Below are 18,977 nucleotides of genomic sequence, written 5' to 3' on the forward strand. Positions count from 1 at the left end.
TTTGCGTCGGCCCATAGCCGTTCGAGGGCGTAATGTCCCCGGACGTCCTGTCGGAAGATATGGGCAATGACGTCGCCGTAGTCCATCAGGACCCATTGCGAATTTCTCGCGCCTTCGATGCTGCGTGCTCTGGAGCCCGCGAGAGTGAGGATGTCGTCGATATGATCGGCGATGGCACTCGCTTGGCGATCCGAGTCTGCAGAGCCGATGACGAGATAGTCGGCAACGGAGGTCAGAGGCGCGACCTGGAGGACGAGGACGTCGGTGGCCTTTTTGTCGAACATGGCCTTGGCGATGGCGAGGGCCGTGGATCTAGCTGTTGGTACGATCGCGGTCCTCTTGGTATAGATGATGGCGAAGTATATAAGATTCTACGGAGGGCGGCAACAGATTTACCACAGGCAGCCCTTGGCGAATTCGTGTGCGAATGTCCGATGCAGAGATCGGGCAGGGCGGTAGTTTCAGGCAGGTCAGGCCTTGTGCCCCTAGCGGTGCCTCGATTCTGGCAATCCGCCCTGCATCCAAGTCTGCCAGCGAAGGGATTGGAATCGGCGGAATCAGGCGGACAGTGGATAGTGACCGAAACGATAGGCCTGGCCGAGAGAGAACGACGAATTGACAGAGTTCCAGCAATGTCTGAGGGTCTCGCCAGGTGGGAAAATCCAAAAAGGCATCGAGCCCGATTAAAAAAAAGAGCTGAGTCTGTGCGCCATATTCTTGCTGCAGCAGGCGAATCGTATCGATGGAGTAGGACTTGCCGGGTCGACAGATTTCAATATCCGAGATGGCAAGAGTGGGGTCAGAAGCAATCGCCAGGCGGACCATTTCATAACGGTCTTGGGACGGGGCCAGGCTCCCGCTCGGCTTATGGGGCGGTTGACTCGTGGGAATGAAGAGTATTTGGTCGAGCCCGAGGGCTTCGCGCGTTTGGCGCGCAATAGCTAAGTGACCGTTATGCACGGGGTTGAAACTGCCGCCTAGGAGACCGAGACGAAGGATGCCGGAGTGCTGAGTGCTGGGTGCTGAGGACCGAGATTCAGAATCTGAGGACATCATAGTTCAGCACTCAAGAAATAACCTCCCGCAGGATGCTCAAAATGGCCGTCCAGCAAGGCCGCAGCGAGTGAAGGGCCGAGGCGTACCCTTGGGGTACGTGGAGGGTCTGAACGAAGCGAGAACGATGCTGGCGGAATTTTTCAGCATCCTGCTAGAGAATCACCAAGTTATCCCGATGGATGACTTCTTCGTATTCTTGAGGCCCGAGTTGTTGCTGGATTTCGGTGGTTTTGAGCCCTTTGATCTTGATGATCATATCGGACGAGAAGTTCACTAACCCCTTCGCGAATTCTTTGCCGTCCTGATCGAGACAGCTGACGGCATCGCCCGCTTCGAATGGACCGCTGGCATTGACGATGCCGGAGGCCAGGAGGCTCTTGCCTCGCCGGGCCAGCGCCTCAACGGCTCCTGGGTCGAGCGTCAAGGTTCCTCGCGGTCTGAGCGTAAAGGCGATCCAATGTTTGCGGCTGGTGAAACGACGCTCTTTCGCAAGGAAGAGGCTGCCGCCAGGGCCGCCGGCCAATACGTGAGGGAGGAGGCCAGCCTCTTGCCCATTCAGGATCAACGTGGCCACGCCATACTCACTGACTTTCTTGGCAGCCCGGACCTTCGTCGCCATGCCCCCGGTTCCCTCGAATGAGCTGGAAGCCCCGGCCCGCTGCTCAATGTCTTCGGTAATGTCCTGAATCAATGGAATCAGCGTGGCTGACGGGTTTTTGCGTGGGTCCTCGGTAAACAGGCCGGCAATATCGGACAGGATGATCAGCAGTTCCGCATCGACCAGATGGGCGACCTCGGCGGCCAGCGTATCGTTGTCTCCCACGCGGATTTCATCCACGGCGACCGTATCGTTTTCGTTGATGATGGGGATGACGCCGAACCCGATCAGCGCGTTCAAAGTGTGGCGGGCGTTGAGAAATCTCCGCCGATCGGCGAGGTCGTGGTGCGTCAGGAGGATCTGCGCGACCTTGATGTCGAGCCGTTCAAACGATTTTTCGTAGGCCCACATGAGCCGGCTCTGGCCGACCGCTGCGGCTGCCTGTTTCACGGGGAGACTTTTGGGGTATTCCGTCAGACCTAACTTCTTGATGCCGGAGACAATCGCGCCGGAGGAGACGATCAGAACTTCACGGCCGCTCGATCGGAGTCTCGCGATTTCATCCGCGAGCCGATCGATCTGTTCCGGGCGCAGTCCAGTCTCTCGGGATGCGATGAGACTGCTCCCGATTTTGATGACGATGCGGGTGGCCTGCTTTAGGAGCTGATCTCGCATGGCGTGGCTCGAAGCTGCGTAACCTGTTGCCCCACATAGTTGACGAGTTCCGTGAGCCCTTCTCTCGTGGCGGCAGAGATCGGAAGGCACGGATAGCGATGGCGCTTACAATATTTCTGCAACTCGCGTAGGCGCGCGCCATCTCCGACCGCGTCGATTTTAGTTGCGACGACTGCGAAGGGGCGTGCGGTGATCGGCTCATCGTAGGCGGCCAATTCTTGACGCATGACCTTGAAGGTGTTGACCGGTTCTTCGGGGGCCCACTCCGACACGTCGATCAGATAGAGCAGGAACGATGTGCGTTCGATATGCCGGAGAAACCGGAGTCCCAGGCCCTTGCCCTCGTGGGCGCCTTCAATGATTCCGGGAATGTCTGCGACGGCGAAGCTGCCCTTTTCTCCCCAGCGCACGATTCCAAGATTTGGCACCAGCGTGGTGAAGGGATAGTCGGCAATCTTGGGTCGTGCGGCCGAAATGACGGAGATAAGCGTCGATTTTCCGGCATTGGGAAAACCGACCAGTCCGACGTCGGCCAACAGTTTGAGCTCAAGTCTGAGAGACCGGACCTCGCCTTCAGTGCCGATTTCAAACTCTGTGGGCGTGCGGTTCGTGGGGGTTGCGAAATGGTTGTTGCCTCGTCCGCCATGGCCCCCATGTGCTGCCACAAATCGCTGTCCGGGAGCGACCAGGTCGGCCATGACCTCGTTGGTTTCATCGTTGAAGATCACGGTGCCGACAGGAAGGCTCACGACCACATCTTCGCCGCATCTTCCGGAGCAATTGGCAGCGCCTCCCTGGCGACCGACCTCCGCTTCGTAGTGTTTTTGGTACCGGAGATCGAGGAGCGTGGTCATGCGAGGCGACGCTTCGAATACGACGTTGCCGCCGTTGCCGCCATCGCCGCCGTCAGGTCCGCCGCGTGGCACAAACTTTTCGCGCCGAAAACTGCATGAGCCGTCGCCGCCTCGGCCGGCTGTGATACGAATACGGACTTCATCGACAAACATCGGCGCACCGTTTCTTCAGTGTGAGAGCTGTGAGACCATTGCCTGCGAGGAGCATCCCGTTGCACGTACAGTCATGCCGGGAGTCCTCGCGGGTAACGAAGTTGTGACGAGAGAAGAGAGAAAGATGCGCTAGGAAACCGCAGGTACGGAGTCGGAGTAGACACTGATCTTCTTCCGTCCACGGCCACGTTCGAACTTTACAATCCCCGTGATGAGGGCGAAGAGGGTATGGTCTTTACCGAGGCCCACGTTGAAGCCGGGGAAGAACTTCGTTCCTCGCTGACGGATCAGGATAGATCCGGCTTTCACGGTCTCTCCACCGTAGGCTTTGACCCCGAGATATTGCGGATTGCTATCGCGCCCGTTTCTAGTTGATCCGCCGCCTTTATTTGTTGCCATGACTGATCCTCGTTAGGCTGTTTCGATACCGGTAATACGCAGCTTGGTGAAGCCCTGGCGATGGCCACGGGTCCGCCGATAGTTCTTGCGCCGTTGTTTCTTGAAAATGGTGATGGAACGCGTGCGATCCTGGGCAATGATTTCGGCTTTGACGGTGGCCCCTTTGACCAACGGTTGCCCGACTTCCATGCCTTTTTCGCCGTGAACCAGTCGAACCTGGTCGAGGTCGATCGTCCCCCCGATTTCGCCGGGAAGGGATTCCACCTGGACCAACGATCCAGTTTCAACGCGATACTGCTTGCCGCCCGTCTCAATGATTGCGTACATACACACCTGCCTCCGTTACAGAAGATGATTGTGTAACACAGGGGTTCGAAGGCTGTCAAGGTAAAGGCGTACCTTCCCCTGAGATTCTATCTCGACAGGGTCAGTCGGACCCCCTCCTTCGGGCTAACCTATTCGTGGGCTATCCAGCTCCGGCCCCTGGGGGTATGCTGCTATTCTATCGTCGAGTCATTTCACAGATTGGAGACAACATTATGGCCGTTGCCCCGAAGTCCAGTCTTGCCAAACCCAAAAGCACTCGATTCGTGCTTCGCCCCTATCGGCGCATCCCAATCTGGCGCGTGCTCTACTATCTCAGCGGAGATAGCGTCGGGAAGGGTGTGGTGACCAATCTCTCTCAATCTGGCATGCGCATTCAAGGCGAACATGCGGTGAAGCCAGGTCTTTGCTTAGCGTTACGTCTCTCACTTGCGGAAGATGGCCCGACAATAGAAATTGAACTGGTCACGGTTCGCTGGGTCGATGGATATGATTTCGGTGTGGATTTCATCCATATCAGTCCCGTATCGGCGAAACACATCGCCACTGCCATGAATCAGCAGATTCGTGCCCATCAGATGCCACGCTGAGAGCGTGCGGCATCCTTCATTGCCCTCTCCAGGCCTTGCCTGGCCCGTTTGCTTGACGCTCCTTCCGGCCCGCTGCTATATTCCGTTTTCGACTTACTCTGACTCACCTCTGTATGGTTGCCACTTATGCTTGAGCCTCAAGGAAAAATTTGGATGGACGGGTCGTTCGTCAATTGGGCGGACGCGAATGTCCATGTCATGACCCATTCGCTCCATTATGGACTGGCTGCGTTCGAGGGGATTCGCTGTTACAAGGGGAAGTCCGGTTCCGCGATTTTCCGGTTACAAGAGCATGTGGATCGGCTGTTTGATTCCGCCCATATCGGCATGATGCAGTTGCCTTTCGACAGGAAGCAGGTCGCAGAGGCCATCGTGGAGACGGTCAGGGTCAATAAGCTGGATGCCTGCTACATTCGTCCGCTCGTCTACATCGGGCATGGCGCGATGGGGGTCTATCCCGGTGACAATCCGATCAAGCTCGCGATCGCAGCCTGGACATGGGGGGCCTATCTCGGCGACGATGCCCTGGCGAATGGGATGCGCGCCCGCGTGTCCTCGTTTACCCGGCATCACGTCAACGTCTCGATGACGAGAGGGAAGATTTCTGGTTATTACGTGAATTCGATTCTCGCGAAGCGAGAAGCCAAAGCCGACGGCTACGATGAGGCCATTCTTCTCGATACAGAGGGGTATGTATCCGAAGGCACGGGGGAGAACATCTTCATCGTGCGGAAAGGGCGGATTAAGACCACGCCACTGACCTCGATTCTCGACGGCATCACCAGAAGTTCCGTCATCGACTTGGCCCGCGAGAAGGGGATCCCCGTGGCCGAGGAGCGCTTCACGCGCGATGACATGTATATCGCCGATGAAGTCTTCGTGACCGGGACAGCGGCTGAGCTCACACCGGTGCGGGAAATCGACAATCGCCGTATTGGGACCGGCAAGCCTGGACCGATCACGCAAGCTCTGCAGAAGACGTTCTTTTCCATCGTGCGCGGGGAAGACTCCTCCCACGAGGCCTGGCTCACCCGCATCTAGCTCATCGCAATTCCAACGATCAGGTAGTGGTTCGTAGGCGCGCAGGGGCCTGTGCTCCTGCATCGGTGCGACCAGTCTCGTACCTGCCGATTTCTTGATTTTTCCGGACGCTCATAGCGAGCCGTCCAGCAAGGCCACAGCAAGTGAAGGCCCGAGGCGTACCCGTAGGATACGGTGAGGGTCTGAGCAATGCGAGAACGAAGCTAGCTGATTTTTTCAGCGTCCGATTAATGAGCGGGGGCTGCGTCGCCAGGGGCGTGGGTTTCAGCGGCTGGGGCTGCCGGCGTTGTCGCCGGAGTTTCCGGAGCGGTCTGAGAGGTCTCTTTCTTTTTGAGGTCGATCACCGTGGAGGAAAACGTTCGTTCTCTTGCCATGATGGCGAGGCTCAACGAGGTGAACATGAAGATGGCCGCGACGACGACCGTGAATTTGCTCAAGAAGTTAGCTGGACCACGGCTCCCGAACACGGTCTGACTGGAGCCTCCGAACGACGCGCCGATCTCAGCGCCCTTACCAGACTGTAAGAGGATGGCGCCGATCATGAGAAAGCAGATCATGACGTGAATGACGATAAGAAAAGTATACATGGCACTCCGATCCGTTAGGCCCGCTGTGTCTGAGCAATGCCGACGATTGTAGCAAAGGAGTCGGGGTTGAGACAAGCCCCGCCGACTAATGCTCCGTCGATCGCATCCGAGGAGAGAAGAGATGCAATATTTTGAGGCGTGACGCTTCCACCATACAGGATTCTGATGGTCGATGCCGTGGCTTCTCCCCAGCCGGTCGCTACGAACGCGCGGATCGAGCGGTGTACGGCCACAGCTTGTTCCGTGGTGGCTGCTCGTCCTGTGCCGATGGCCCAGACCGGTTCGTAGGCGATGGTGACGGTTGCAAGATCCTGCGCGGTAAAGCCAGCCAGGCTGCCGGTGAGCTGAGTCGTGACGACCGATTCTGTTTGGTCTGCCTCTCGTTCAGCCAGCGACTCTCCCACACAGAGGATCGGTGACAGGCCCTGCGTGAGCGCTGCCAGGACTTTCTTCTGAATCGTCTCATCTCGTTCGCCGAACAACGCGCGGCGTTCAGAATGGCCTACGATCACATAGCGGCACCCAAGATCGCGCAACATCGGAGCGGAGATTTCTCCCGTAAAGGCTCCCTGCGTCTCCCAATGTACATTTTGTGCGCTGAGGTTGATCCATGAGGAGGGGCCTAAGGCCTTGCGGGCCGATTCGAGGGAGGTAAAGGGTGGCGCAAGGACTATGTCAGCGTTGGGGGATGCCGCAGGGAGTCGCGTAAGGAGGTCTCGAATGAAGGTGGCGGCCTCCGAGGCCGTCTTGTTCATCTTCCAGTTGCCGACGATGAGGGGTTTGCGCACTGGTGTCTCGATGTTGGTAGAGGGTGTGAGCGTGACGATGAGCGGTTAGGCGACTCGATCCGGGAGGGCGGTGAGGCCCGGGAGTTGTTTGCCTTCGAGCAATTCCAGCGCGGCGCCGCCGCCGGTCGAAATAAACGACATATTCTCCGACTCGCCGGCTCGATGGACGGCCAGAGCCGTTTCGCCGCCGCCGACGATCGTGAGCGCGTAGGCATTGGCAACCGTGTGAGCCATGGCAAGCGTCCCGCGCGCGTAGGCATCGATTTCAAAGACGCCCATCGGTCCGTTCCACAGAATCGTCTTCGCGTTCTGGACGACTTCGTTGAAGAGTTTGACGGAGGCCGGGCCAATGTCGAGGGCGTACCACCCCTTCGGAATCTCCTGGACCGGAACGATTTTCGATTCCGCTCCAAGCTCGCGGCTGGCCGCGACGACACAATCGACTGGCAGATAGAACTTCACGCCGCGGGAGAGGGCATGTTCCTCGATGCCTTTGGCAAAGTCCAACATGTCGTTTTCGACGAGGGAGTTGCCGATCTCCATTCCTTTCGCCTTAAGGAAGGTAAAGGCCATGCCGCCGCCGATGATGACTTTGTCGACGCGTTTGCCCAAATTCTCGATGACGCCGATCTTTCCCGACACCTTCGCCCCGCCGAGCACGGCGACAAACGGACGCACTGGATTTTCGACGGCGCCTTCGAGATATTCGATTTCTTTCTTGAGGAGGAAGCCGGCCGCCGAAGCAGGAATGTATTTGGTGATGCCGACCGTGGAGGCATGGGCCCGGTGCGCAGCGCCGAACGCGTCGTTGATATAGACGTCGCCCAAGGACGCCAGCGCTTTCGAGAAGGCATCGTCGTTCTTTTCTTCACCCTGATGGAATCGGAGGTTCTCAAGAAGCAGGACGTCTCCCGACTTCATTTTGGCAACCAGCGCTTCCACTGCCGGGCCGATGCAGTCCGGTGCAAAGAGAATCTCTTTGCCCATGAGCCGTCCCAGGCGTTTGGCGACCGGGGCCAGACTGTACTTGGGGTCGAATTTTCCATTCGGCCGGCCCAGGTGCGAGCAGAGGATCACCTTGGCGCCGTCGTCGATGGCGCGATTGATGGTCGGCAGCGTCGAGCGAATGCGGGTATCGTCGGTGATTTGGTGCGCATCGTCCAGCGGGACATTGAAGTCGGCTCGGATGATGACGCGCTTGTCTCGCAGGACGACGTCGTCGATCGTTTGTTTGCGCAGATTCATAGCGGCTCCGTGAGGTCGGTCCTACCAGCCATACCAGTCAGCGTCGTACAACATCGGGCGGAGGCGGGCAGCCCCAGCCTGACGCTTACAGTCCTGTCGTTTTTGCCGCGATGACCTTGATCAAGTCTCGCACCCGGCATGAATAGCCCCACTCGTTGTCGTACCAAGCCGTCACCTTGACCATCCGCTTGTCGATGACCATCGTGAGCGGGGCATCGAGTGTGGCCGAATGGGGATCGCCCTTCTGGTCGATCGAGACGATGGGGTCTTCAGAATAATGCAGGATATCTTTCATCGGGCCATTTGCCGCTTTCAGGAAGGCAGCATTGACGGATGCGAGGTCGCAGTCTTTTTCGGTTTCGACGGTCAAATCCACCAGCGAGACGTTCGGCGTGGGGACGCGGATCGCGAGGCCATCGATCTTGCCTTTGAGCTGCGGCAGGACGAGATGCAGCGCCTTCGCCGCGCCGGTGCTGGTCGGGATCATCGACATGCCGGCTGCGCGCCCGCGCCGCAGGTCTTTGTGGGGCAGGTCGAGCAATTGCTGGTCGTTGGTGTAGGAATGGATCGTGGTCATGACGCCATGCTTGATGCCGAAATTATCCAACAGTACTTTGGCCATGGGAGCCAGGCAGTTGGTCGTGCAGGAGGCGTTGGAGATGATGTGGTGCACCTTCGGGTCGTAGGCTTCATCGTTGACGCCTAGTACGATGGTGACATCCGGGTCCTTCGCTGGCGCGGAAATAATGACGTGTTTGGCTCCGGCAGCGATGTGTTTCCCCGCGCCTTCGCGGTCGGTAAAACGTCCGGTCGATTCAATGACGATGTCGACTTCCAGATCCTTCCAGGGCAGGTCTTTGGGATCCTTCATCGCCAGCACCTTAATGGGCTTGCCGTCGACGAAAATCTGATCGTCTTTGGCCTCGACGCTTCCCTGTAACGTCCCGTGGACCGAGTCGTACTTTAAGAGATAGGCGAGCGTCTTCGCATCTGTGAGGTCGTTAATTGCGACAATGTGTAGGCTGGGATCACCGAGTGATGCCCGCAGGACGTTCCGTCCGATCCGCCCAAATCCATTGATCCCGATCCGAATAGCCATGACGAGTAGTTCCTCAATAAAAATGGGCCGGTCCCATCACCGGCCACAATGATGGCGATAGTATCGACCACCCTAGGCCTTGTCAAGCCATACCAAAGCGGTAACTCCGCGCAGGATCACAGAAGTTTCGCTGTCAATTGGACCGGGTCTCAGCAGAGTGACGACAAGGTTCGCGGACCGCTGCCTTGCGTCTCTGTCTCTGGGTTCGTTAGAGTTCGTCGGTCCCAGCCTGAAATGTGCTCCCAGAGGTACCAGTGAATCTCTTCGAACAAACCACGAAGGTCTTAGAGTGGCCGAGATTGCTCGAGGCTCTTGCCGGTCACGCCCGCTCGACCATGGGGGCAGCGCGTTGTCGTGTGCTCGAATTGGCCGCCGATCTAGAGGATGCCATCCGGCGCCAACAGGAAACGACGGAGATGGGGCGGCTGCAGGATGCGGGCGATGGTCTGCCGCCCTTCGTATTTCCGGATATTCGAGATCCACTCGCCCGGGCTCAGAAAGGGGCGGCGCTGGAGCTCCTCGAACTCCGGGACTGCGCAGTTGTGCTGGAGCTGTTGGAGGAGAGCGGCCGGTTTGTCGTGCGGCACCAGCACGATGCCCCTGCGTTGGGTTCTGTCGGGCAATCCCTGCAATCGGCAGGGGAGCTGCGCCCCGTGAAAAGCGCGCTGGATGCAGCAATCCACCAAGACGGCTCGATGAAAGAGTCGGCGACGCCGGAGTTGCGGCGCTTGATGCATCAGGCGCATGCGCTCAAACAGCAGATCAGGCATCAAGTAGATCAGATGCTCCACTCGCGCCGTTTCGAGGAGATTCTCCAAGAACAGTATTTTGCCCAGCGTGAAGGCCGCTATGTCATCCCGGTGAAAACCGATATGCGGGGGCGGGTGCCGGGGATCGTGCATGACGTGTCAGCCAGCGGGGCGACAGTGTTTATCGAGCCGCGTGAGCTGGTCGAGCTGAACAATTCGATCAAAGTGGCGGATCTGGAGATCGAACGGGAGGTGCGACGTATCCTCCGTGAGTTGTCTGCCCTCGTCGCCGCGCAAGCCGAGCTCATGCTGGCAGGGCTTGAGGCGTTGGCCGAGCTGGACGGGATCGCGGCGCGGGCCTCGTTCGGTCGCCAGCTGAAGGCGCAGCCTGTCGTGCTCAACGACGAAGGACGTGTGACGCTGCTGCAGGCCAGGCATCCCCTCCTTGTGTTGTCGAAAGGGGAGGTCGTCGCCAACGATATTCTCTTAGATGAATCGATCCAGGTGCTCGTCATCTCAGGGCCCAATACGGGCGGGAAGACCGTGACGCTCAAGATCGTCGGGCTCTTTGCCTTGATGGTCCGTGCTGGATTGCACCTGCCCTGCGACGCAGAATCCGAGATGGCGTTCTTTCCCGATGTCTATGCCGATATCGGCGACGCCCAAGACCTGGCCCGCGACCTGTCCAGCTTTTCTGCACACATGACCCAAATGATTCAGTTGCTCGATGAAGCGGACCGTCAGCGCAGCGGCGACGAGTCTGAATTGCGGCAATGGCTGGTCCTCCTCGATGAACCAGTCACTTCGACCGATCCGACAGAAGGCGCGGCCCTAGCCGAAGCCTTGCTCTGCCGGCTGGCCACGTTGGGCATGAAAGTCGTCGCGACCACCCACTACGGATCGCTGAAGGCCCTGGCCCATATGGTGCCAGGCTTTGCGAACGCCAGCGTCGAGTTCGACGTCGCGACGCTTTCACCCACCTATCGGCTCTTCATGGGGGTGCCTGGGGGATCGTCTGCGCTGGAGATTGCCGGCCGGTTGGGAATGGACCGGGCCTTGCTGGATGAGGCGAGGCTGAAGCTCCACAAAGATGAGCGGGCCATGGAAGCGATGCTGCAGGATCTGCAAGCGACGCAGCGGCAGTTGTCCGATGACCTCGCCCGCGCGGTCGAGGCCAGACGGGAAGCGGAGCAGGCGGAACAACGAGCGAAGGCACAGTTGGCTCACTTGGAAGAGACTGAACGGGAAGCACAGAGGGGTCTCAAGCGAAAACTCAGTGAACAGTTCAGTCGCGCGCGGGCGGAAGTACAGGCCACGGTCGATACCGTCAAGGGTGAGCAGAAGCTGATCAAAGCGAAAGCCGCGAAGCAACGATTGTTCGAGCTCGAGGCGCAAACAAGAGCCGAGTTGGCTCCAGCCGGGACGCCGATTCCGCTTGAGCAATTGGGGGTGGGAGATCAGGTCGAGATTAGTGGGCTCGGCATGACCGGCACGCTCCTCGAAACAACGCAGGGAAAGAAACGCGTGAGGGTGAAGGTGGGGGCAGGAGAACTGCTCGCGACAGTGGCGAATCTCGTGGGACTCGCACGGGGGCAAGCGGCACAGTCGAAGCCGGCGTCAGCACCATCGACCCCACGCCGGTTCCAGCTAGGAGGCGGGCTGGGGCTGGATGAACAGACGGTCGTGGATGTGCGAGGAAGGGCGGCGGACGAGGCGTTGGACCAGGTGGTTGCGGCGCTGGATCGCGCGACGATGGAGGCCGTGCCGCTTCTCCGCATCATTCATGGCCATGGCACCGGCAAGCTCAAAGCGACCTTGCGAGAGTATTTGAAAGACTCCCCCTATGTTGCTGGTACTCGTCCCGGTGATCGTGCAGAAGGCGGGGATGGTGTGACGATCGTAACCGTGCGCTGACAGGAGAGCGGGAGCGGCCGGATGTCCTTCTTGCTCGCGGAGCGCGCACGATAAGAATGTGCTCGTTCGACGCGCGCAGTGAACGACAATCTGGCCACTCCCTTATGAGGGGTGTAAAAGCGCCGTCAGAAGATGAGATGGCAGACTAGATGGTCTCCTGTGCTCGTGCAACGCGCGGTCGCGGACTCCCCTCGTTGGACACGCGAAGTGGGAGACCTTCTAGCCCGCTCTCAAGGGAGAAGATAGGCGCGCGAACTTGAGGATCGACCGGGCAGCTCTGCGCGAGTCACTATTCACGCATGCACTCCATCTAGGCCATAGATGCTGGCGGACCTTTCCAGCATCCTGCTAGAGGTTTACACGAACCTCCGCTAGAGTAGCGACAGGAGTGAGGACACCCATGAGTCAGACCACAGAAACGGCTATTAAGTTGCTTGAGCGCTTGTCGGAAGAGGCGCAGGTACAGGTGCTCGAAGCTCTGCGTCAACTTGTCGCCGAATCGAGCGATGACGCACAATGGGACGAGGTCTTTCGGAGAAGCCAGAATTTTTTGGCGGCAGCTGCGCGTAACGCTCGAGCAGAGGTGGCCGCAGAGAATGCCACTTCGATAAATTTTGACAAGCTTTGACCTCCCACACGCTGCCCAGCTTTTGGGAAGCGTACTATCGCCTTCCCGACCACATCCGTCAGGCCGCCAGGGAGCATATCACTGACATGATTCATCTCCTTTTGGAAAGGATACGGAGAACTTGCGCCACCCGACAGTCTTGTCAAGAAGGCCTTGCCGAAGTAGCCATAATTCTGTACACTTATCAAGCGTAAGGAGATATCCATGACCAAGACCATTTCATTGAAAGAAGCTAGAGACCAGTTCTCGGATATTGTCGACAAGGCCGGACGTCTGTCTGAACGATTCGTCGTGACGAAGAACGGCACTCCCAGAGCGGTTGTGATGGGCGCCGATGAATACGAAAGCTGGGTGGAGACGTTGGAGTTGCTGTCCAATCCGAAGGCAGTCAAAGCCCTCAAGCAAGGGCTCAAAGAAGCGAAAGCGGGGAAGTTTCATTCCTTCAAAGATATATTCGGTGAAGAGCATTGAGGCAAGTTCGACTCACGCCGCAAGCCCTCAAAGACCTCAAGGATTTCGACGAACCCACGCGAAAACGAGTCAAAGAAGCCCTCCGCCACCTGGTCGAGCATCCTCTTGACGGCAAGCCCCTCAAGGGCCAGTTTCAGAAAGACAAGGTGTGGTCCTACCGAGTGTGGCCATATCGCATTCTCTACCGTCTTGCCGGTTCCGAATGGCTGGACGTACTCTCCATCGAACACAGAAAGGATGTCTATCGGTAGGCAAAATCATCACACTCGCCTCACCCTTTTAGCAAAATGCCTTCGGAAACTCCCTCGCAGACTCAGTTAGTTTCCGTTTTCCTCTCTGGTAGAACCTCGACGAGTCCCCGGCGCCTCAGGTCGCGCCTATTCCTGACCTGCCTCACCGCCAAAAAAAGTTCAACCGCTTCGGGTAATTTAGAATCTTCCCATTTTTCGCCGCGCAGTTAAGGTCAGTTTGGCGACTCCTTGGGGGGAGATGTGGAACAGAGAAGGCCCTCGTGGCACACACCAACACCTTGGCCCAGCAAGACCAAACGAACGGTAGTTGGCCAGCTCAGGTCAGCCAATCAGAAAATAGGCGCCAAAGCCAATAGCTGCGAGCACCGCGACGCTGAGCATCACCTTCTCGTGCCCGCACAGGCCTTCTTGGGCTTTGCAGACCGCCAGGGAACACATGACCGACATCTTGTGCCTCCTTCTGTGAAAGTGGGAAGCTTCTATCCCTGCTCGCCTCTCCTGTCAATAATCGCCTGTCTGGTTTCATCCAGATGTTTTTGGAGATAGGTCATGAACGGTGTCCCGCCTGTCCCGACGGCAGTGGGATTGCTCGTGTGGGATTGATGTTGCCGGTGGATGTAACTGTCGGCATAACCGATGTGGATGTCACGGAACTGCGCGAGCAGATCGACGCAGCGGAAGTAGGCCATCCAGAGATCGGGACGGCTCAGTTTGCGATCGCGGACATAGCCGGAGAGCACCGGTCTGCCCCCATGGTCCTTGGTCTCTTCCAGAGCCTGGATGAATGTCCTGTGGCGCGGGGGCATGTAGTCTCGCATCTCTTGCAGGTATACGGTTAACGGATCCGGCGCATGGGCGATGCCCAGCCCTGCATCGAGGCAGGGCACTATGGAGCTTTGCGCGCCGGTCTCGCCGCGGAATTGTTGCGGGCGTCCCTCGTACGCCGCGACCCCCTCGTACCTCAGGCCGTCGGGGAGCGCAGGGTTGTTTTTCCAGGCGTGGATGTAGGGCCGCACGCGGTTGTAGTACACATAGGGATCGCAGCGCTCCTTCATCCTGAGCAACGTGTCGCGCATTGCCTCCTGAGCCTTTGCCAGCGAGGCGAGCCCCAACAACGTGTCATCTTCCTTGTCCGCGACAGCGCCATTCACCGCCCGCACGAGTCCGGCGAGCCCGGGCCCTGCTTCCCGCTCAATCTGGATGTGCACGACGACAAACCACTCTTCGTCGAGTCCCCCGAGAAAATTCTGCAGCAAGACAATGTTATCGAGCTGAATTGGCTTGGCAGGATCGAGTCGTCGCCAATTGTCGAGGGCATAGGAGGCGTAGGAGAGCACCGGCGGCCGGCCGAGGTGCTTGGCAATCTGGTGCCAGGGTTGAGCCAGTTGGGGCGGTAAAGCACAGGCCGGTTGGTCCGGCACTTCCCAGACATAGGCGTGGCCGGCAAACGAGAGGATGCGCATCGCGGCCCGATAGTCTTCGATGCGCCAGGAGGCAGGCACGGAGGGAAGCAGCGTGGGCCGCTCGTCGATGAACCACCGGACCATGCGGGCGCTGAGCAGTTTCGGCAGCTCATGCCCGAGCTGGTTCAGCGTGGAGCAATCAGGTAGCTGCTCTTGAGGGTCTCGGGGGAGAAACCCTTGTTCAGGCGAGATCTCATAATCGGAGAGGATGAGGGGCAGCGGTGTTATGGATTTCATAAGCGCCTCCGGTTCGTATGACCTCGGCACCTGGCTGGACTCGATCACATTATATATCGGATGCAGTGCGTTTGCTGTTCGTGTGCTACCCAACATGAACACCATGCAGATCCACGCCATGGTTCTCTACGAATTTGCCCTCAACGCTCTCAGAGGATTAGGCTTTCCCTATTCACATTTAATCTAACCCAAGGAGGCCGATCATGTCACAGATGACTGCGGTGCAAGTCAGTGGTCCTGGCGGCACGTTCGAGACCGTGAATCGTCAGGTGCCGGAACCGGGGCCTGGTACAGTCCGCATCAGGATAGAGGCTTGCGGCGTCTGCCATAGTGACGTCTTTGTGAAGGAAGGGCATTGGCCAGGCCTGCAATATCCACGAGTGACGGGGCACGAGGTTGCCGGTGTGATTGATGCCGTGGGATCGGGTGTGACGATTTGGAAGAAGGGCCAGCGGGTTGGAGTGGGATGGCACGGAGGACATTGCGGACAATGCGTTTCCTGTCGTCGCGGGGATTTCATGGGCTGTCAGTATTTTCAAGTCACGGGGTTCAAGGAAGACGGGGGGTATGCCCAGTACATGATCGCCAGGAGCGAAGCCGTCGCAGCAATTCCAGACACCCTCTCGTCGGTGGAAGCGGCGCCGCTCCTCTGTGCAGGCGTCACGACCTTCAACAGTTTGCGCCACAGCGGAGCGAAGGCGGGCGATCTGGTGGCGGTGCAGGGGCTGGGCGGGCTGGGACATCTCGGCGTTCAGTTTGCCAACAAGATGGGTTTCCGCACCGTGGCAATAGGCCGTGGGCAGGACAAGGAAACCTTGGCGCTGAAATTGGGCGCTGCTCGTTACCTCGATACCGAGAAGACTAACGCGGCAAACGAATTGGCCAAGATGGGTGGCGCCTCGGTCATTCTGGCTACCGCGCCGAACAGTAAATCGATGTCGGAGTTGATCGATGGACTCGATGTCGGCGGCAAACTGCTGGTCATAGGCGCATCGGCCGACGCCATTACGGTCACGCCCATTCAACTCATCGGCGCCCGCCGGTCGATTCAAGGTTGGCCATCCGGGACCGCCAAAGATTCGGAAGACACGCTGAACTTTTGTGCGCTGACCGGCATTCGGCCCATGATCGAGACCTTTCCTCTTGAACAAGCGGCGGCTGCCTATGATCGCATGCTGAGCGGCAAGGCGCGCTTTCGGGTGGTGTTGACGATGGGCGGATGAACGGTCACTGGCAGGATGCTGAAAAAGCCCGCCAGCGTCGTTCTCGGCTCCTCGAAATCCTCAACGTACCCCAGAGGGTACGCCTCCGGTTTCGACTCGCCTGCGGCCTTGCTGGACGGCCTTTTTGAGCATCCTGCGGGAGCCTGATGATCTTCTGTGCTCGCGCAACGCGCGGTCGCGGACTTCCCTCGTTGGACGCGCGCAGCGAAGGCCAGTATGGAGACTCCTTGGGGGAGATGCGAAACAGAGAAGGTCGCCATCGCCCGTAGGCGAAAACTGCCGACTCCAAATCCTTCACATTCCATAATCGGGTTTAAATTGCATATGCTTTCCACTCAACGTCAAAAAATGGTGCATCCACGACAATAGTATTGCCGGAAGACACGTGATCCAAACCAATCATATTATGTGTCTAGCGTGGAGGTAGCCCGCCTGCGAGGATTTTTTGGCAGGTCCGGCTGACCGAAAGATTATGCCATAGCGATTGGTTCTTTGATGCGGTTCCATTCTCTCTTTAGCACTTGGCGAGACAGATTAATGACTTTCGGGTGAGCGGCAATGAACGCGGTGTCCCCCCTTCTTCCCGCGCTCAAGAGAAGAAAGCACCTCACGAATCAGTTTTTCGAGTTGGATGTGATCGTCTTCTTTGGCGTTCAACATGAGTTGAATTTTTGTTTCCAGATGAGTGAGTCGTTGGTACTCACCGTCCTCTCTGTTGTCGAAGCCAGTGGCGAAATAGTGGTGGGAGCTACTGCAAAGATTTGAAAGAAGATCTCGAAGAGCATTGATCCAAGCCTGGCGCATAGGGGCGGTAATTTGCCTGCTTGCGACATCAAGTGAGGACCGAACTTGGCGTCTGGCAACGTGAAGCGAGCTGAAAGGCCCGAAAAAAAACAGCAAGAGCTGGGACGATCAGGGAGAGGACTGGAGTGATGTTATCCATGTGCGTGATGGGGTTTATCGGGGAAATCGCTCTAATGCAGAATGATATGCCTTCTGCATGAATTCTAAAACGATATCTGTACAGCGATTGCAGGCTTCAAGATTAAGGGAAATGCGACCTTCTTGAATCTCTATGCCCTTAACTTTCTTCGCAAAGCTTTCTACGGCCTCTGGCTTGCTGAATCCTTCAAGGCATGAATTGTTGTGAACTATGCAATTTCGTACTTCGATAAGACCTTGGAGCAACTGCCGAGTTGGTTCATCACAAACTGGTCCCAGCCCGCACGCTTTTTCGCTGTAGGTCACGAAGCGATCTAAGGGCGAGCCTTTTAAATCTCCCCACTTCAGCTTCTGTCCTGTTGTTGTCTTGAGAAGGTCGCAATAGGTCCTGAGTTGGTCGTCGAGTGCGATGAGGAGTGTCACAATAAAGCTCTTCCTTGTGAAGTCAGGGAAATCGACGGTTATCAGAGTGTCGTCCCCGTCCGCTCCTTCGTGATATGGGAATTCAATTTCTTCAGTTTTTCGCAGAAGAAGCTTTAAGTCCTGCAAATGGCAATCTAGATCTACTAGATTGCCAAAGAAGTGAAGTCCCGGGGGATGGTCGGTTTTTTTCATCGCGGATTCAAGTAGCCAGTGCATAACGTCAACGACGGCGTGATGGAGTAACCTCTTGGCACACCAAGGGGTTACTGATGCGCACATATCGTCGGATCACCTACGAAGACCGGTGCCAGATTTACGCCTTGCGGACGGCAGGAAAAACCCAGGCCGCAATTGGCAAGGCGCTCGGCTTGAGCCAAGGAACCGTGAGCCGGGAACTCGCCAGGAACACGGGGCAGCGGGGCTATCGCTTTCAGCAAGCGCAGCGCAACGCGCAGTCCCGACAGCAGCAGGTTCGACACCAGCCGCGCAAGTTGACCCTCCGTGTGCGGCGCGCGATCGCCCGCAAGCTGCGGGAGGAACGCTGGAGCCCAGAGCAGATCAGCTTCTGGTTGCGGGCCGAGCGCGGGGTGGCACTCAGCCACGAATGGATCTACCGAATGATCTGGGACAACAAGCGGGCGGGCGGCGACCTCTGGCGGTTCTTGCGACGGCGTGGCAAGCACTATAACCGGCGTGGTGCCCAGCACGCCGGCCGAGGCGTGATCCCTCATCGCATCGACATCGCTGAGCGCCCCGCGATTGTTGCGGCCAAGATGCGGCTCGGCGACTGGGAGGGCGACACCATCGTCGGTGCGCAACGCAAAGGCGCCCTGCTCACCCATGTCGAGCGCAAAAGCCTGTTCACGACCATCTCGAAATTGCCCCGTCCAACCGCCAAGGCCACGCACCGCGCCACGGTGCATCGGCTGAACCCGTTGCGCGACCACGTCCACACCATCACCTACGACAACGGGAAGGAGTTCGCCAGGCACCGGGACACCGCCGACATCCTGTGCGCACAGGTCTTTTTTGCCACGCCTTATCATGCGTGGGAGCGCGGCGTGAACGAGAACACCAATGGCCTCATCCGAGACTTCTTCCCCAAAGGCACGGACTTCACTACAATCCACCCGGCGACGGTGGCGAGGGTCGAACGCCTGCTCAACCGTAGACCTAGAAAATCACTCGGATTTAAAACGCCCAACGAGGTCTTTCAGGCTCTGGTCAGACGCGGCTGAATGTTATGCACTGGGGAGTTGAATCTGCG

The 18,977-nt window shown here is 58.0% G+C and carries 21 protein-coding genes; 8 read left to right on the forward strand and 13 right to left on the reverse strand.

The genetic code is table 11. From position 1 onward, the window contains the following. The 6 genes from rsfS to rplU all read right to left on the reverse strand — a co-directional run. The coding region (gene rsfS / locus Q7U76_08320; GenBank protein MDO8356376.1) for a ribosome silencing factor at positions 1–284 on the reverse strand (284 nt) is incomplete at its 3' end. Between the two features lie 28 nt (positions 285–312). Continuing rightward, on the reverse strand, positions 313–1,053 hold the full coding sequence (nadD, locus tag Q7U76_08325; GenBank protein ID MDO8356377.1) for a nicotinate-nucleotide adenylyltransferase: 741 nt from the start codon (positions 1,051–1,053) through the stop codon (positions 313–315). Between the two features lie 154 nt (positions 1,054–1,207). Continuing rightward, the gene (gene proB, locus Q7U76_08330; protein ID MDO8356378.1) at positions 1,208–2,329 is read right to left on the reverse strand and encodes a glutamate 5-kinase; all 1,122 of its coding nucleotides are present in this window, start codon (positions 2,327–2,329) and stop codon (positions 1,208–1,210) included. After that, positions 2,311–3,336 (reverse strand): GTPase ObgE, encoded by a 1,026-nt coding sequence (gene obgE / locus Q7U76_08335; GenBank protein MDO8356379.1) that lies wholly within the window; start codon positions 3,334–3,336, stop codon positions 2,311–2,313. Before obgE ends, proB begins: the two co-directional genes overlap by 19 nt. Before the next feature lie 129 nt (positions 3,337–3,465). Further along, entirely contained in the window at positions 3,466–3,735 is a 270-nt protein-coding gene (gene rpmA / locus Q7U76_08340) for a 50S ribosomal protein L27 (protein ID MDO8356380.1), read from the reverse strand. A gap of 12 nt (positions 3,736–3,747) precedes the next feature. Continuing rightward, positions 3,748–4,062: a 50S ribosomal protein L21 gene (rplU, locus tag Q7U76_08345; protein ID MDO8356381.1), complete on the reverse strand. Its 315-nt coding sequence runs from the start codon at positions 4,060–4,062 to the stop codon at positions 3,748–3,750. A gap of 212 nt (positions 4,063–4,274) precedes the next feature. Between rplU and Q7U76_08350 the strand changes: the two genes are divergently transcribed. Both Q7U76_08350 and Q7U76_08355 read left to right on the forward strand, forming a co-directional pair. Further along, positions 4,275–4,649 carry a PilZ domain-containing protein gene (locus Q7U76_08350; GenBank protein MDO8356382.1) on the forward strand — a complete coding sequence of 125 codons (375 nt, stop codon included), beginning with the start codon at positions 4,275–4,277 and terminating at the stop codon, positions 4,647–4,649. A gap of 126 nt (positions 4,650–4,775) precedes the next feature. Beyond that, positions 4,776–5,690, forward strand: coding sequence for a branched-chain amino acid transaminase (locus tag Q7U76_08355; GenBank protein MDO8356383.1), 915 nt, complete (start codon positions 4,776–4,778; stop codon positions 5,688–5,690). A 227-nt stretch (positions 5,691–5,917) separates the two neighbouring features. Here the strand turns inward: Q7U76_08355 and secG are convergent, their stop codons facing one another. The 4 genes from secG to gap form a co-directional block, all read right to left on the reverse strand. Continuing rightward, the gene (gene secG, locus Q7U76_08360) at positions 5,918–6,277 is read right to left on the reverse strand and encodes a preprotein translocase subunit SecG (GenBank protein ID MDO8356384.1); all 360 of its coding nucleotides are present in this window, start codon (positions 6,275–6,277) and stop codon (positions 5,918–5,920) included. A gap of 14 nt (positions 6,278–6,291) precedes the next feature. Next, positions 6,292–7,065 (reverse strand): triose-phosphate isomerase, encoded by a 774-nt coding sequence (tpiA, locus tag Q7U76_08365; GenBank protein MDO8356385.1) that lies wholly within the window; start codon positions 7,063–7,065, stop codon positions 6,292–6,294. 45 nt (positions 7,066–7,110) lie between these two features. Further along, positions 7,111–8,310: a phosphoglycerate kinase gene (locus tag Q7U76_08370; protein MDO8356386.1), complete on the reverse strand. Its 1,200-nt coding sequence runs from the start codon at positions 8,308–8,310 to the stop codon at positions 7,111–7,113. Between the two features lie 85 nt (positions 8,311–8,395). Next, complete coding sequence (gene gap / locus Q7U76_08375) at positions 8,396–9,409, reverse strand: type I glyceraldehyde-3-phosphate dehydrogenase (GenBank protein ID MDO8356387.1); 1,014 nt, start codon at positions 9,407–9,409, stop codon at positions 8,396–8,398. Between the two features lie 254 nt (positions 9,410–9,663). Here gap and Q7U76_08380 point away from each other — a divergent pair, with 254 nt between their 5' ends. From Q7U76_08380 to Q7U76_08395, 4 genes are all read left to right on the forward strand, one after another. Then, the gene (locus tag Q7U76_08380; GenBank protein MDO8356388.1) at positions 9,664–12,072 is read left to right on the forward strand and encodes an endonuclease MutS2; all 2,409 of its coding nucleotides are present in this window, start codon (positions 9,664–9,666) and stop codon (positions 12,070–12,072) included. A gap of 400 nt (positions 12,073–12,472) precedes the next feature. Further along, positions 12,473–12,700 (forward strand): hypothetical protein, encoded by a 228-nt coding sequence (locus Q7U76_08385; protein ID MDO8356389.1) that lies wholly within the window; start codon positions 12,473–12,475, stop codon positions 12,698–12,700. Positions 12,701–12,904: 204 nt separating this feature from the next. Next, positions 12,905–13,171: a type II toxin-antitoxin system Phd/YefM family antitoxin gene (locus Q7U76_08390; GenBank protein MDO8356390.1), complete on the forward strand. Its 267-nt coding sequence runs from the start codon at positions 12,905–12,907 to the stop codon at positions 13,169–13,171. After that, on the forward strand, positions 13,168–13,422 hold the full coding sequence (locus Q7U76_08395) for a type II toxin-antitoxin system RelE/ParE family toxin (protein ID MDO8356391.1): 255 nt from the start codon (positions 13,168–13,170) through the stop codon (positions 13,420–13,422). Before Q7U76_08390 ends, Q7U76_08395 begins: the two co-directional genes overlap by 4 nt. 321 nt (positions 13,423–13,743) lie before the next feature. Here the strand turns inward: Q7U76_08395 and Q7U76_08400 are convergent, their stop codons facing one another. Together Q7U76_08400 and Q7U76_08405 are read right to left on the reverse strand one after the other, a co-directional pair. Further along, positions 13,744–13,869, reverse strand: a complete 126-nt coding sequence (locus tag Q7U76_08400; GenBank protein ID MDO8356392.1) for a hypothetical protein — start codon at positions 13,867–13,869, stop codon at positions 13,744–13,746. 32 nt (positions 13,870–13,901) lie between these two features. After that, positions 13,902–15,122, reverse strand: coding sequence for a hypothetical protein (locus Q7U76_08405; protein ID MDO8356393.1), 1,221 nt, complete (start codon positions 15,120–15,122; stop codon positions 13,902–13,904). Positions 15,123–15,325: 203 nt separating this feature from the next. On the opposite strand from Q7U76_08405, the gene Q7U76_08410 reads away from it, so the two are divergent. Further along, on the forward strand, positions 15,326–16,345 hold the full coding sequence (locus Q7U76_08410) for an alcohol dehydrogenase (protein ID MDO8356394.1): 1,020 nt from the start codon (positions 15,326–15,328) through the stop codon (positions 16,343–16,345). A gap of 957 nt (positions 16,346–17,302) precedes the next feature. On the opposite strand, the gene Q7U76_08415 is transcribed toward Q7U76_08410, so the two are convergent. After that, on the reverse strand, positions 17,303–17,902 hold the full coding sequence (locus Q7U76_08415; GenBank protein ID MDO8356395.1) for a hypothetical protein: 600 nt from the start codon (positions 17,900–17,902) through the stop codon (positions 17,303–17,305). Between the two features lie 77 nt (positions 17,903–17,979). Between Q7U76_08415 and Q7U76_08420 the strand changes: the two genes are divergently transcribed. After that, on the forward strand, positions 17,980–18,948 hold the full coding sequence (locus Q7U76_08420) for an IS30 family transposase (GenBank protein ID MDO8356396.1): 969 nt from the start codon (positions 17,980–17,982) through the stop codon (positions 18,946–18,948). Positions 18,949–18,977: the final 29 nt, after the last annotated feature.

The organism is Nitrospirota bacterium, assembly GCA_030645475.1.
Lineage (GTDB): Bacteria > Nitrospirota > Nitrospiria > Nitrospirales > Nitrospiraceae > Palsa-1315.